Annotated in this window: 14 protein-coding genes; 2 read left to right on the top strand and 12 right to left on the bottom strand. The window is 42.2% G+C overall.

The genetic code is table 11. The features are described from left to right. Positions 1 to 232: 232 nt before the first annotated feature. From ITG12_RS17065 to pstS, 5 genes are all read right to left on the bottom strand, one after another. On the bottom strand, positions 233 to 958 hold the full coding sequence (locus ITG12_RS17065; RefSeq protein ID WP_038881020.1) for an SDR family oxidoreductase: 726 nt from the start codon (positions 956 to 958) through the stop codon (positions 233 to 235). 125 nt (positions 959 to 1083) lie between these two features. Continuing rightward, on the bottom strand, positions 1084 to 1944 hold the full coding sequence (pstB, locus tag ITG12_RS17060) for a phosphate ABC transporter ATP-binding protein PstB (RefSeq protein WP_173400285.1): 861 nt from the start codon (positions 1942 to 1944) through the stop codon (positions 1084 to 1086). Beyond that, positions 1941 to 2777, bottom strand: coding sequence for a phosphate ABC transporter permease PstA (gene pstA, locus ITG12_RS17055; protein ID WP_038870370.1), 837 nt, complete (start codon positions 2775 to 2777; stop codon positions 1941 to 1943). The genes pstB and pstA overlap by 4 nt, the downstream gene beginning before the upstream one ends. After that, positions 2774 to 3703: a phosphate ABC transporter permease subunit PstC gene (pstC, locus tag ITG12_RS17050; protein WP_038881017.1), complete on the bottom strand. Its 930-nt coding sequence runs from the start codon at positions 3701 to 3703 to the stop codon at positions 2774 to 2776. Before pstC ends, pstA begins: the two co-directional genes overlap by 4 nt. A gap of 51 nt (positions 3704 to 3754) precedes the next feature. Next, entirely contained in the window at positions 3755 to 4789 is a 1035-nt protein-coding gene (gene pstS / locus ITG12_RS17045) for a phosphate ABC transporter substrate-binding protein PstS (protein ID WP_248875099.1), read from the bottom strand. Positions 4790 to 5159: 370 nt separating this feature from the next. Between pstS and ITG12_RS17040 the strand changes: the two genes are divergently transcribed. Further along, positions 5160 to 6554, top strand: a complete 1395-nt coding sequence (locus tag ITG12_RS17040) for a HAMP domain-containing sensor histidine kinase (RefSeq protein WP_038870368.1) — start codon at positions 5160 to 5162, stop codon at positions 6552 to 6554. Further along, positions 6551 to 7180, top strand: a complete 630-nt coding sequence (locus ITG12_RS17035; RefSeq protein WP_038870366.1) for a response regulator — start codon at positions 6551 to 6553, stop codon at positions 7178 to 7180. Before ITG12_RS17040 ends, ITG12_RS17035 begins: the two co-directional genes overlap by 4 nt. 88 nt (positions 7181 to 7268) lie before the next feature. Here ITG12_RS17035 and ITG12_RS17030 read toward each other — a convergent pair whose 3' ends face one another. From ITG12_RS17030 to ITG12_RS17000, 7 genes are all read right to left on the bottom strand, one after another. Continuing rightward, positions 7269 to 7829 (bottom strand): sugar O-acetyltransferase, encoded by a 561-nt coding sequence (locus ITG12_RS17030; RefSeq protein ID WP_248874601.1) that lies wholly within the window; start codon positions 7827 to 7829, stop codon positions 7269 to 7271. A 135-nt stretch (positions 7830 to 7964) separates the two neighbouring features. Then, a complete protein-coding gene (locus ITG12_RS17025; protein ID WP_039975740.1) occupies positions 7965 to 9305 on the bottom strand; it encodes an HlyD family type I secretion periplasmic adaptor subunit in 1341 nt (446 codons plus the stop codon). Further along, positions 9280 to 10998 (bottom strand): type I secretion system permease/ATPase, encoded by a 1719-nt coding sequence (locus ITG12_RS17020; protein ID WP_045423867.1) that lies wholly within the window; start codon positions 10996 to 10998, stop codon positions 9280 to 9282. The genes ITG12_RS17025 and ITG12_RS17020 overlap by 26 nt, the downstream gene beginning before the upstream one ends. Before the next feature lie 64 nt (positions 10999 to 11062). Further along, positions 11063 to 11647, bottom strand: coding sequence for a calcium-binding protein (locus ITG12_RS17015; protein ID WP_038870360.1), 585 nt, complete (start codon positions 11645 to 11647; stop codon positions 11063 to 11065). Between the two features lie 201 nt (positions 11648 to 11848). Beyond that, entirely contained in the window at positions 11849 to 12505 is a 657-nt protein-coding gene (locus tag ITG12_RS17010; protein ID WP_038870359.1) for a LuxR C-terminal-related transcriptional regulator, read from the bottom strand. 230 nt (positions 12506 to 12735) lie between these two features. Next, positions 12736 to 13404, bottom strand: coding sequence for a LuxR C-terminal-related transcriptional regulator (locus ITG12_RS17005; RefSeq protein ID WP_038870357.1), 669 nt, complete (start codon positions 13402 to 13404; stop codon positions 12736 to 12738). A 178-nt stretch (positions 13405 to 13582) separates the two neighbouring features. Beyond that, positions 13583 to 13783, bottom strand: coding sequence for a restriction endonuclease subunit S (locus ITG12_RS17000; protein WP_038870355.1), 201 nt, complete (start codon positions 13781 to 13783; stop codon positions 13583 to 13585). Positions 13784 to 13789: the final 6 nt, after the last annotated feature.

Below are 13789 nucleotides of genomic sequence, written 5' to 3'. Positions count from 1 at the left end.
AGAAAAACAATATGTAAGGCAGGATTTAAGGGGGGTAGCATTCAAAGCATTGATATATCGCTACAACTCGCCAAATCAGAACCAATGATTTTATAACTCTTTAGTTGATAAAAACTTATAAAATCGGTCAATAAGGAATCAATTTAAATCAGAAAGGGAAATTTTTGTTGACATGAAAGACTAGGAACGCGCTATTGCAGAACATTCCTAGTCGATAGAGATGGGGCTTTTCTTAATCTAGAAAACTGTCTTGGTAAATCATTTTTTTACTCATTCCACCATCAACGACCAAGTTATGGCCGTTAACGAAGTCATTCTCTGGGTGCGTTAAAAAAAGACACGCATTAACAATATCTTTGGCTTTCCCTACTCGACCTGATGGATGCTGCTGATGGTCAAAGCTATCAAGCTCACCATACCCTTCAACCTGAATCCAACCGGGGCTAACCGCGTTGACGGTAATTGGTGTATCTGACAACGAAATGGCCATCGATTGTGTCATAGAGACCACACCACCTTTAGATGCGCCGTAAGCATCCCAACCTGATTCATTTTGATTCCAGCGCGTAGAGGCAATATTGATGATTCGTCCATAAGGCTGAGCATGATTCAATGCGATAAATCGTCGGGAACAAGCAAACGCGCCTTTGAGGTTAACGTCAATCACACGTGAAAACTCTTCAAAAGTCAGCTGTTGAATGGGTTTGTTAAAGTTGGCGATCGCACCATTGTTGATGAGAACATCGACTTTGCCGTACTTTCCTTGGATCTCATCAAAAGCCTGTTCAATCTGCTCTGGTCGCCCTAAATCAACGAGGTGAAAATCCATACCTGGATTCTTATTGGGCGCAATGTCTAGCACGATAACTTTTGCTTGTTGCTCAAGGTAGGCAAGAGCAAGGTGTTGACCGATACCTTGGCTACCGCCAGTAATCACGACCACTTTATCTTTATACATACAGAGTTCTTAATTGTTTTTAATAACCCCAATTTTAGAGCCCAAACGCACAAAAAAATAGGCACGATTCTCGCAAAATCGTGCCCAAAAAGTGCTGAGTCAACAGCCACTATTGTTGTTATTCGTTATCCAAAATCACCAGAGATGTATCGCTTAGTACGATCATTATCTGGGCAGTGGAAAATTTTATCGGTCGTGCCATACTCTTCTAACTTACCGAGGTACATAAAACCGGTGTAATCAGAGATACGCATCGCTTGCTGCATGTTATGCGTAACGATAACAATGGTGTATTTCTCGCGCAATTCAGTAATCAAGGTTTCAATCGCTGCAGTCGCAATTGGGTCAAGCGCAGAAGTGGGTTCATCCATCAAGATTACTTCCGGCTCTAGAGCGATCGTACGAGCGATACATAAACGCTGCTGCTGACCACCCGACAAGCCATTTGCATCGGCATCCAGTTTGTCTTTCACCTCTTCCCATAAATGCGCGCGTTTTAATGCAGACTCAACACGATCTTTGATTTCTGCTTTGCTAAACGTGCCTTGGATTTTGAGACCAAACGCCATGTTCTCGTAAATCGACATTGGGAATGGTGTCGGCTTTTGGAAAACCATTCCGACTTTAGAACGCAGCTCGTTAACATCGGTATTGTTAAAGATGCTTTCGCCATCCAACAGGATTTCACCTTCCGCATACTGATGACCATACAAATCGTAAATTCGGTTCAAGGTACGAAGAAGCGTAGATTTACCACAACCCGATGGGCCAATAAGTGCCGTCACACGGTTTTTGTAAATCGGCATAGATACCGATTTTAGTGCTGCATCTGAGCCTTTGTTGTAGTAAAAATTTAAGTTTTGAATATCCATACGATGAGTCAGATTTGCTGTCACATCGTTGGTCTTAATGCTGTCTACCAAAGTGCTCATAGTAGGTCCGTTCATGTTGTTTGTAGTGACTGGGTTTAAAGTTGCCGTGTTCATGCTCTTCTCGCTTTAAATAGCTGCGGCAACGAGGTCGCCAGTACGTTAACAATCAAAATAAAGGTCGTGATAATCAGTGCGCCAGCCCATGCTAGCTCCTGCCACGATGTGTAAGGGCTCATCGCGAACTGGTAAATCGTTACTGGCAAGTTTGCCATCGGTTGGCTCATGTCCGTGGTCATAAAACTGCTGTTTAGCGAGGTAAACAACAAGGGTGCTGTTTCACCCGAGATACGTGCGATAGACAATAGAATCGCGGTAATAATACCCGGTGCCGCAGCTCGGTAGCTCAGTTGAGTTATCACACGCCATTTAGGGGCACCTACGCCACTGCCCGCTTCTTTGAGTGTTGGTGGAACAAGACGAAGCATCTCTTCTGTTGAAGCAACAATCACTGGCAATGCAAGTACCGCGAGTGCAATTGCCCCCGCCCAACCCGAGTAACCACCAGTTGGAACCACAATCAAAGCGTAAACAAACAGACCGACGAGAATCGATGGTGCGCTCATTAGCATGCCGTTAAGGAAGCGCAAAGACTCAGCGACCTTGTTGTCTTTATCTGCCTCAGCAAGCCAAGTACCAGCCAGAACACCAATCGGTGCTGCGATTAAAATGCCCAAACCAGTCAGCATCAAGCTACCAATTAGTGCGTTTTTCAAACCACCTTGGCTGCCAGGACCTGGCGTCAGTTCAGTGAAGGTAGCCAAACTCAAGCCCTTCACACCTTCACCGACAAGCGTGTACAAAATACTGGCAAGAACAAAGACACCGAATGCAGCTGACAAAGAACAAAACGCCAAGAAACTAAAGTTCTTTAATTTTCTAGTATTCATGATGACTTCCTTAGTAAACGTCGAGCAAAGCCCATCACGAAGAAAGTGATAATAAAGAGCACGACGCCAAGCCCAATAAGTGAAGCGATATGAATTGGGTCTGTCGCTTCGTTAAATTGCTGAGCAATCGTCGATGAAATTGAGCTCGCTGGCATAAAGAATGAGAACTCAATACGACTCGCACCACCGATAACAAAAGCCACCGCCATTGTTTCGCCAAGTGCTCGCCCTAGGCCAAGGATGCCAGCACTCACCGTTGCATTTTTCACTTTTGGGATAAGAACTTTGGTGATCACCTCAAATGGTGTCGCACCTGTTCCATACGCCGCTTCACGAAGAACATCAGGAACCGATTTAAGTGCGTCACGCGTCAATGACGTCATGATTGGCAGAATCATAAATGAAAGGATAATGCCCGCCGCTAACAAACCGATGCCAATCGGTGGCCCATTAAACCAGCGACCGATCAAAGGAATATCAACTAAATGCATGCCTGCCCACATTTGGAACCCTTCAGAGAACCATGGAACAAAGACAAACAATCCCCACATACCATAGATAATGCTTGGTACGGCAGCGAGTAGCTCAATGGCCTTACTCACTGGCTGACTTAGCCATTTAGGTGCTAGTTCAGCGAGGAACACTGCCGTACCTAATGCGATAGGTGCAGCAATAACAATGGCGATGAAAGAAGTAACAAGTGTGCCGTAAATTGCAGAGGCAGCACCAAATTGACCATTAATAGGATCCCAAATATCTCTAAATACAAAGCCAGGGCCAAATTCTTTAAAAGCAGGCCACCCACCTTCAATGAGTGATAATAAAATACCAATTAGAGTCACAAAGATTAATAAAGCACTCGCGAAACTCAATTTATTAAAAACCGAATCACCATTTACTTTATTTTTAATAGCTAATGTAGTCATAATATTTTATTCAGTTGTCTGGAAAATATATTCCCCAGACAACTTAATTAATTATTTAATAATCGCTTGGCCGTCTGATTTCAAACCATTTTTCCAAGTTTCGTTAACCATGTTAACTACCTTGCTTGGCATTGGGATGTAATCTAGCTCTTCCGCAAGCTCACCTTGCTCATAGCTCCACTCGAAGAACTTCACGATTTCTTTTGCTTTGTTCGCATCCGATTGGTCTGTGTGCATTAGGATGAATGTAGCAGCCGTCATTGGCCAAGAATCAGCACCTGGCTGGTCGTTCAGTAGCAGGTGGTAACCTGGTGCATTTTCCCAATCAGCGTTAGCTGCAGCTGATTGGAAAGTGTCCATGCTTGGATTTAGGAACTTGCCTTCTTTAGATTGCATTTGTGTGTAAGCAAGGTCGTTTTGCTTAGCAAATGCGTATTCCACATAACCGATCGCTCCGCGAGTTCGGTTTACGAAGTTTGCGACACCTGCGTTACCGTTCCCGCCAATTGTTGTTGCTTTCTTTGGCCATGTGATGTCTTTACCAACACCAATAGATTCATGCCATTCGGGGCTTACGCGGTCTAGGTAATCAGTAAAGTTGTAAGTCGTACCAGAACCGTCCGAACGGTGCACTACGTAGATAGGTTGATTTGGTAACTCCACGCCTTCGTTTAGCGCTGCAATCGCCGAGTCATTCCAATTCTTGATGTTGCCTAGGTAGATGTCAGCAAGCACTTTACCTGTTAGCTTGACTTCACCAGCATCGATGCCAGGGATGTTTACTACAGGAACAATTGCACCCATCACCATTGGGAACTGAATCATGCCCTCTTTGTTCAACTCTTCAATGGTCAACGGCGCATCTGTCGCACCAAAGTCTACTGTGTTTGCTGTGATCTGACGGATACCACCGCCAGAACCAATCGCTTGGTAGTTAATCTGAACGCCCGTTTCCTTTTGGTATTGCTCAGCCCACTTCGCATAAATTGGATGAGGGAATGTCGCACCAGCACCATTGATCGTTGTTTTGGCAGCAACGCCAAATGATGCTGTAACCAGAACTGAAGACACTAGAGCTGATTTCATGAATTTCACAATATATCTCCGATATAATTTAGCGATGAAGTTGGGCTAATAAAAAAGCAACATTTAATTAGCCCAGATTAGTTTTAGTGTTCAAGTAAAACTAGGTATTGAAATAAATCCAACAATCAATCGGTGCTCACCAATCGACGGGTGCAGATTAGAAATTCAATATGACAGCTTTATTAAACACCGAGACTAAACCACACAATGTGAATAACAATTATCTCGGCAGAATTAATTATGATAAGAAAACTTCACAAGACTTTTATAAAGTAAGTGAAGATGTAAAAGGATATGTATGCAATGCGCCATAATAAGATTGCAAATATTAAATATTGATGAAGGATAAGGACTCATTTAGACTCAGATGATGGACATGTTACTCATCTTCAAGATCTACCTCTTCTATGGCTTAGCTTTCTTCGCCATCTTTTTTGCCATTCTTTTTCGAGATTTACGCAAAAGCCGTATCGCTATCGCTTCTGCATTACCTATTCTTGCCATGTTCGGTTTCATCCATGGCTTTCACGAATGGTCTGAACTTTATCTAGTTATGTATGAGCATGAGTTCGCGCTTACCAAGGGGATAGAGACTTTTAAGGTATTCAAACTCTGGTTCTCATTTATTGCGCTTGGCGCTTTCGCATGGAAAATGCTGGATCTGACGGGTTGGAAGTACGTAAAAGCCATCAAATATGGCGCACTCACCGTCCTTACCTTATTTGTTATCAGCTTAATTGTTCGGTTCGGAAGTAATGAATACGCGATTTACATTCACAACACAGCAAACCAAGTTCGTTGGATATTCGGCTTAGGATCTGGTGCGATATCAGGTGTAGCCATGATGAGTTATGCCAACATCCTCGAGAAAGAAGGACACGGTGCATCTTTACCATTCCAGTTAACAGGCCTCTCGTTATTTGCATATGGAATCTGTGCAGGCGTACTTACCTCAGATTTGGGACTGTGGGTTTTAGTGGTTCGCACGATCTGTGCGATCTGCATCCTTTGTACATTGTGGATTGCTCTCAGAGTTTTTGACGATGAAAAGAACAAGCAACTAGAAAGTAATATTCAGCAGTCACAACAAGACGCAAAATTAAAAGAACTCGGTGAGCTAACATCTGCGGTCGCTCACGAGATCAAAACCCCGCTCTCAAGTGCAACGATGAGTTGCGATTTGTTGGAAAAACACTTACCAGACAACGAGGCAAGTCATCGCCACCTAACACGAATTCGCCAAGGTCTTGAACGAGCCGCAGAGATCAGCCATGAAGTCCTAAATTACGCTCATCATAAACCCATAAAGCGTAAAGCAGTTTGTCTCAATACTGTACTGAAGAATGCACTGTCACTGAATCAGTACCGCTTAGAAGGCTTCCTAGTGAGTCAGTCACTAGACGAATCTTTACAGGTATTGGGCGATGAAGGGCAATTAGAAGAAGTGGTGACCAACATTATCGGCAACGCTATCGATGCCAGCCAAGAACATAAACAACTGTATATTGAAACCTATCAAGATAAGCTAGTCGCGATACTCTCGATCTCAGATTGGGGGACAGGTATGCCACAAGATAAGATCGCTAAAGCAAAAACCCCTTTCTACACAACCAAGCCACGTGGCGAAGGCACTGGCATGGGATTGGCTATCAGTAATCAAATTATCTTACAACACGGCGGCGAGCTACACTTGAGGAACTCGAAAAAGAGTGATCATATTACAGGCTTAACGGTAGAAATCCGCTTACCAAGGAATATTGAATGACATTAAAACTCTTACTTGCAGAAGATGATGTAGAATTGCGAGAAGTCCTCGTAGAGGCACTAACCTTGGAGTCTTTTGACGTCATCGCATGCGACAATGCAGAAGATGCACTGGATATCGCATCCGAGCAGTATTTTGATTTAGCATTGTTTGATGTTGTCATGACTGGGATGACAGGTATTGAGGCCTTATCGACCTTAAGACGTTTACACCCTAATATAGGAATCATCATCACGACAGCATTTGCAACCGTTGATGTTGCTGTCGATGCCATGAAGAAAGGCGCGGATGAATTTCTTACTAAACCATTCAACCTTGCTGCATTGTCCGTCACGCTAAAACGAGTACATGCAGAACGCTCTCCGAAATCCCCACTTGATGAACGTAAACATGATCAAATCTTCAGCGCTCTCTCAAACCCAATTCGACGCTCGGTGATTAAACAACTCAAAATCCACCGAAAGATGAAGTTTATGGATCTATGCCGAGTCGTGGGCATAGAAGATCATACCAAGTTCAACTTCCACCTCAAACAACTCGTTATTAGTGGGTTGGTGATCAAAGAAGATGGTCGAATTTACTCGCTCACGGAACAAGGGCAGCAAGTCCATTCCAGTATGCTTTAATGCGCCAATTCAAAACGATAAAGCCGACAATATGTCGGCTTTCTAATTTCACATGTATTACTTGTCGGGGCTGTATATTTTACTTCGCTTATTTTTGTTCAATTGAACGAATGACTTTACACGGATTGCCAGCAGCAACCACATTTGGTGGCACATCTTTTGTCACCACACTTCCCGCACCAATTACAGAATTTTCACCGATCGTTACGCCAGGGCACACGATAACACCACCGCCCAGCCATACGTTGTCACCAATCGTAATTGGCGTACCAAACTCAACACCTTCTTCGACACGACCTTTCACATCCAAAGGGTGGCCTGCTGTGTATATTTGTACATTGGGTGCAAATAACACATTGTCACCAATATGTACTTCTGCGACGTCTAAAACAACACAGTTGAAGTTCGCGTAAAAGTTTCTTCCTAACTTGATGTTAGAACCATAATCACATCGGAATGGCGGCTCTAAAAATGCACCTTCAGCGTCTGGAATAAGCGTATCAATTGCGCTTTGCCATTCGTCCGTATCTGGAATGCTGTTATTGAGTTTTTGTAGGATTTTTCTGCACTCAATACGTGCCTGGTAAAGCTCCTTATCCCAAGCATCATATGGCTCACCAGCCAGCATCTTTTGTTTTTCTGTCTTCACCGAACACACCATCTCACCAAAATAAAAACGAATCAAAACACATCACAACACCGCAAAATGTGACCCGTCTAATGAATTATTTATTTACGCAATTTACGTTGGCACAATGACGTTAATTCAAACAAAAACCATCCATTAATCTTCTCGAAATGCACGATTCATACTTTCAGTTAATGGTTTAACAAGATAACTCAATGGCGTCCTAGGTTCTGAGAGAATCAACACTTCAGCATTCATACCTGACGTTAACCTATGCTTGGTTACATCCTCTTGAGAAAGTGCAATACGAGCAAGATAGAAGTCGTCTTCATTTTGTTCAGACAACTTATCCGCAGAAATCGTCAAGACGGTTCCATCTAAAGGTGCAAGTGTTCTAGCATTCAATGCTGTCAAACGGATCTGAGCATGCTGTCCTGGCGTAATTAAATCGATATCTTGCGGACTGACTCTCGCTTCCACCAGCAACTTATCGTCCTGAGGTACAAGCTCTAATAAGGTCTCTCCAGATCCAATGACGCCCTTTTCGGTAAAGACTTGCATATTAACCACTCTCCCTGAAATAGGGGCAACAATAGCAGTGCGCGCAACCACATCTTTTGCTGAGCGATATTCTTCTCGAATCGTTACCATCTCAGTTTTGGTGTTTCTTAGCTCCTCAACAATCTCATTAAGTCGCTCTAGCCTAAGTTCTTCTATCTTGGCTTGATTCTCATCCAATCGCTTACTGACCGTCAGTGATTGCCTATCTAATTGGCTTAGTGTGCTTCTCACCTCTGCTGCCAAGCGCTTTAACTGCAACAAAGCCGATTTTCCAGAAAAGCCTTTCTGCACCAAAGCTTGGTTACTTGTGATTTCTTCCTCGATAAACTTGAGTCTTTCTCTTTCAATAACTTTGGTCTGCTTTAAGTTTTCAAGCTCTAGGTTCGCCCCCGAGATACTTTGATTTATGATACTTAATTTACTGTCGAAAAATCGCTTTCTGGCTTCAAAAATTTTGTTTTGAACTGACTTTGCCTCAGTCACGACATCGGTGCTTTGTATCGTTTCAAGATCTTGAGACCAATTGATATCAGGCAGTTCATCTAACTCTGCATTCAAACGATTTTCCTTTGCTAAGGTGTGAATGTATTGACCACCGAGCGCATCCAATTTGGCGGTTGCTTGACGTTCAGACAACTGTATTAGTAACTGGCCTTTTTCCACAAGATCACCTTCTTGTACATACAGCTTATCGATAATTCCGCCTTCTAAATGCTGAATTTCTTGCCGTTTGCTCAAGACAGAAAGGTCGCCATAAGCTATGGCTGCGCTCTCCAATTTTGCTGTCGCCGCCCAATAACCCAACCCGCCCAAAAATAAAGTCAGCGTTAAAATAGCAAGAAAGATTGGCCCTTTTAAATGAAGCTCTGCATCTGGTTTGAAGCGAAAGACTTTTTCGGCAGCCATTTCATTAACGGTTGGCAGTTGATTGCTCATTTCGCACCCTCGGTATGTCTGTTTTTTCTTCTCCCATCAAACGCTTCAGCACTTCGTCTTTTGCTCCATAAAGCTTAATTCGGCCTTCCGCTAAATAGAGTAGACGATCCATTTGTCTCAACGTGCTCGGGTTGTGAGCAATAACAATGACGGTTGAACCTTGTGATTTCAAATGCGCAATCAAGCGTTGGTAAGCAGCTTCACCTTCGCCATCCAAGTTTGCATTCGCTTCATCAAATACCACAACGGATGGCTCTCCATATGCAGCCCTAGCTAATGCGATACGTTGTCGTTCACCGCCTGAAAGCCCACGCCCGTTCTCACCAATCACAAAATCATATCCCTTGTTCTTTTTCAGAATCAATTCGTGGCAACCTGCAAGCTGAGCAGCTTGAATAACTTTTGCAGGATCTTCATCTTTAAAACGTGCAATATTATCTCGAATCGTACCAGGGAAGAGTTCAACCTCTTGTGCTAAATAACCAAAGTGGGCACCGCGATCTTCTGAGGCCCAAGTCGAGACCTCCATCCCATCTAACGTTACCTTGCCGGCTAACGGCTTGATGTTACCCAGTAAAAGCCTAGCAAAAGTCGATTTCCCTGTACCTGAAGGGCCAATAACACCAACAGATACACCAGGAGGAATAGATAAACTAATACCTGATAAAACAGGTTCACTCGCTCTGGGGTGGCGATAAGCCATTCCTGTCAACTCAAAGTGCCCTTTTGGCCTTGGTAAAGGCATATCAGATTCTTCTTGCGTAACCACTCGATCAATCTCAAATAAACGCTGATAAGCATTTCTTGCTGACATGGCGCTTCGCCAAGTACCGATAGCTTGCTCCATCGGAGACAGCGCCCTGCTCATTAATATTGAACTGGCTATCATGGCACCCGCGGTGATTTCGTGTTGGATAACCAATAATGCTCCACCACCCAGCAAGCAAATTTGTAACGCACCGCGAACGAATTTGGAAAAGTTGGCCAAGTAAATCGACTTACCTGTAACTCGCTGTTCCAATCGATTCGATTCATTAACGTTTGAATACCACTTTTCTAAAAACGCATTCATCATCCCCATCGCCATAATTGAGTTCGCATTTTGGGTAGCGATCTCGGCATGATTTATATGCGATATAGCCCGAACTTCACTCTCTTGCATCGTCTTTCTGGTCACTAATTCATTGACCACTCCTAAGCTAAAGAGCACAACAGAACCGCCCAGAGCAATATGTCCCAACATAGGATGGAGCAAATACACGAAGAGAATAAAGACTGGAGTCCAAGGGGCGTCAAGCAAAGGATAAGGGGCCTGGCTACTTAGAAAGCTTTTGATGTTTTGGATATCTCTTAATACTTGTGACGTGTAGCTTTTCCCTGAATGAGCTTGATATTGAATACTTCGTTTCAGCATAAATACCGAAAGTTTCGCATCCATCCAATACCCAAATGTCTTGCTCATTTGAGCTCGAGCAATGTCAATCAGAGACATCGTCAATAAAGCCGCAATGACAATAACCGTCAGAAGGAGCAGTGTATCAATGGAATAAGAAGAGATGACTCGGTTGTACACTTGTAACATGTACAACGGAATAGATAGGACTAATAAGTTTATAAATAGACTAAAACCAATCAGCAAGCCTGTGAGCGTGCATAGTTTTTGTCTGACTTCTTTGAAAACCGTTTTTTGCACGATTACTACCACATATTTGCAAGCGTAGGCGCTAGAAATACTAGCGCCTAAAATAGACTCAATTCTAAATAATGAACAAGTCGCTACCGTATGAGTTGATGTCTTCTTGTGTAACACCAATAAGTTTAACGGTGAGATCGACGCCGTCTGTAAAGACAGCATTACCTTTCGCATCATAGGTAAAAGTAAGATCAGAATATGACGTTACAGAATCACTGATGATGTGAAGGGAGTCCTCACCAATGGTAAAATCAACCACTTTTGCCTCGCCGTGACCACCAAACTTATCCGTAAAGACGAACTTGTCTGCACCGCTACCACCAATAACAACGTTGTCACCAGAACCAGCAACCAAAACATCATCACCGACGCCACCGTTTAGCTTGTTATCTCCCAATAAACCGAGCAATAAATCACTACCTGTACCGCCACCAAGGTAGTCGTTGCCTGTACCAGCCATTAGAATATCGTCACCAGCACCACCGGTTAGACGGTCATTACCAGCGCCGCCTACAACGAAATCGTCACCACCGCCACCAACGAATGAATCGTTGCCACCAAAGCCGACGAAGATGTCATTGCCGCCATCAAAATCAGCGACTTGGTTATTTTCACCCGAATCACCGAAATATGTGTCATTTGTGCTCATTTTATGTCCCTCTTGGCTTTATATTTGAATAGACCTTCACGTCTGGATTAACTTCCTTCAGACATGAGAAGTCTAATAAACATAAACATAGGAACAAGTTTGAATATGGATTGATATTTCAAACTATCAATATTTTTAACACTACAAAAAGTGGTACTTTTAGATATAAACAACATCTAAAACAAAAAGTTAAAAGTAGTACTAAAGGTTTCTCTTCGCCCAACTTGTCGCTTGGGTGCGGTTTTTAACCTCAATTTTTCTGAATATGTTGTAAAGGTGAGATTTAATCGTATGCTCACTAATAAACAGTGAATCTGCTATTTCCATATTAGAACCACCGTCTTTCAACATCTGAAGAACTTGTACCTCTCTTCGAGTAAGTTCAACTTCTATCGCTGGCTCAATAACATAGTTTGACTCCTTACCTTTGTAATAAGTCAAAAGTTGTTCAAGTAGTCGTCTTGATAGCCAATTATCACCATCAATAATCGCTTTAAGTCCTTGACAAAGTTTCGCCATCGAATCGCTTGGACCGAATATACCTTTAACATGTGGCCATGACGCTAATTCTTCTGTATCAAGCTCATGCCCTAGGTTTAACATAATTGTTCCTAGCACTTTTTCATTATCTTTCAGATAAACCAAAGTATCAGATGGTGTTTCTACAGAGAAATCAACTAACAGGAAATACTCTTCAGGAATCAATTCGTGGTAGCTTGGATTTTTACTATCGATGATGGTTATTTTGGTTTCTGTATTTTTAGAAAGCATCTCCTTAAAATTTTCACTCTGCAGACTTTGTTGAGTGATCATTAGGATCTCGGGCCTTTCCTTATACTGTTCCATAATGTTTCTCATACTTTCACTAACTTAATATTCTGAATTTAATAGTTATTGCTGAGCACCTAAACTCATATCTAAGTGCTAGACGATAGAGTAGAGTTATTTGATACTTTTTTAAATTGCAATTTGGTTAAAATCATAAACAAAAAAAGTGTTTCTCATAAAAGAAACACTCCTTACATATTAAAAATGAATGATAGATCTACATCGCAATTTAGAAGAAATAAACGCTAACTTAGCTGAATTTATACTGCTATTGATAAACCAGACATATTTTCTTTAGCCCAAATTAATGCTTGAACTCTATTTTTCACGTCAATCTTCTTAAAAATATTGTGGAGATGGGTTTTCACAGTATTTTCACTCACAAATAGTTGCTCAGCAATCTGTTGATTCGAAGCCCCCATTGATAAGAAGGTAATAATTTGCTGTTCTCTTTTCGTCAAAATTGCGGACATGCTCTTATTAACTGGTCTGCTGTGTCGACGTAAGTGCGTAATATACTGTTGTGAAAACTTACGGCTAAACCACATGTCGCCCTGTAAAACTTTGCCAATTCCAACTTGAAGATTATTAATATCATCCGATGTATAAAAAATTCCGGCAAGATTCTGCCAAACGAACAGCTCTTCTGTTGAAATGGTTTTATCGCAATTGATCAGCACTTCAATCGTGTCTTTTAGCTCAGTTTTCTTGAATTCTACATAACGAGCAAAGATTTCATCTGAAACCACACTGTAATCGATTAAGGTTGCCGAAGCTGAGCCGTGGCAATTTAAGGGCTCACTGAGCTTCTCTGGGGTAATCAAAACAACGTTAATACTGAGTTTGGTTTCAAGAACATCTTTAAGCAAAGACGACTGCAAACTGTCCTCAGTAATTAATATGACGTTCCTTGTACTTTTACACTCCATCTCTTTTGCAGCCCTTTAGTTATTTTGATTTAAATAAGCAATAGATTTAGATAGAGCAGCAGTATTGTCAAGTATGAAAAAAAGTAGTAACAAAGAATAACTTATTGATTAAAAGCTAGTTAAAGAAGGTGAGTTAATGGGTAGGTATGAAAAAGGGAGTTCGTAAACTCCCCCTTTATTAGTGCACTGGTGTTGAATTTTTCTGATTGAACTTACCAAAGTATTGCTCAAGAACCTCTGGCGTCAGCTTTCCTTCAGCTTCTAGCTTCTTCAGTTCAGCAGCGATTTGCTTTTGCTCTTCTAAAGAAGGAAGCTTTACTTCCGGCTCTTGAGCAGCTTCTTGTGAAATCTGTTCTAGTTCTTTTTCGAAGTCATTCATAGTACT

Origin of the sequence: Vibrio sp. ED002, assembly GCF_023277445.1 — a bacterium.
Lineage (GTDB): Bacteria > Pseudomonadota > Gammaproteobacteria > Enterobacterales > Vibrionaceae > Vibrio > Vibrio jasicida.
Note: the sequence above shows the minus strand (reverse complement) of the source record. Positions and strands in the feature narration are given on the sequence as shown.

What these genes read in the sequence shown, in the direction of transcription:
- ITG12_RS17040 (WP_038870368.1), top strand. Translation starts at nt 5,160, where the DNA reads ATGGACATGTTACTCATCTTCAAGATCTACCTCTTCTATGGCTTAGCT.
- ITG12_RS17010 (WP_038870359.1), bottom strand. Translation starts at nt 12,505, where the DNA reads ATGAGAAACATTATGGAACAGTATAAGGAAAGGCCCGAGATCCTAATG.
- ITG12_RS17035 (WP_038870366.1), top strand. Translation starts at nt 6,551, where the DNA reads ATGACATTAAAACTCTTACTTGCAGAAGATGATGTAGAATTGCGAGAA.
- pstS (WP_248875099.1), bottom strand. Translation starts at nt 4,789, where the DNA reads ATGAAATCAGCTCTAGTGTCTTCAGTTCTGGTTACAGCATCATTTGGC.
- ITG12_RS17015 (WP_038870360.1), bottom strand. Translation starts at nt 11,647, where the DNA reads ATGAGCACAAATGACACATATTTCGGTGATTCGGGTGAAAATAACCAA.
- ITG12_RS17065 (WP_038881020.1), bottom strand. Translation starts at nt 958, where the DNA reads ATGTATAAAGATAAAGTGGTCGTGATTACTGGCGGTAGCCAAGGTATC.
- ITG12_RS17025 (WP_039975740.1), bottom strand. Translation starts at nt 9,305, where the DNA reads ATGAGCAATCAACTGCCAACCGTTAATGAAATGGCTGCCGAAAAAGTC.
- ITG12_RS17000 (WP_038870355.1), bottom strand. Translation starts at nt 13,783, where the DNA reads ATGAATGACTTCGAAAAAGAACTAGAACAGATTTCACAAGAAGCTGCT.
- pstC (WP_038881017.1), bottom strand. Translation starts at nt 3,703, where the DNA reads ATGACTACATTAGCTATTAAAAATAAAGTAAATGGTGATTCGGTTTTT.
- pstB (WP_173400285.1), bottom strand. Translation starts at nt 1,944, where the DNA reads ATGAACACGGCAACTTTAAACCCAGTCACTACAAACAACATGAACGGA.
- pstA (WP_038870370.1), bottom strand. Translation starts at nt 2,777, where the DNA reads ATGAATACTAGAAAATTAAAGAACTTTAGTTTCTTGGCGTTTTGTTCT.
- ITG12_RS17005 (WP_038870357.1), bottom strand. Translation starts at nt 13,404, where the DNA reads ATGGAGTGTAAAAGTACAAGGAACGTCATATTAATTACTGAGGACAGT.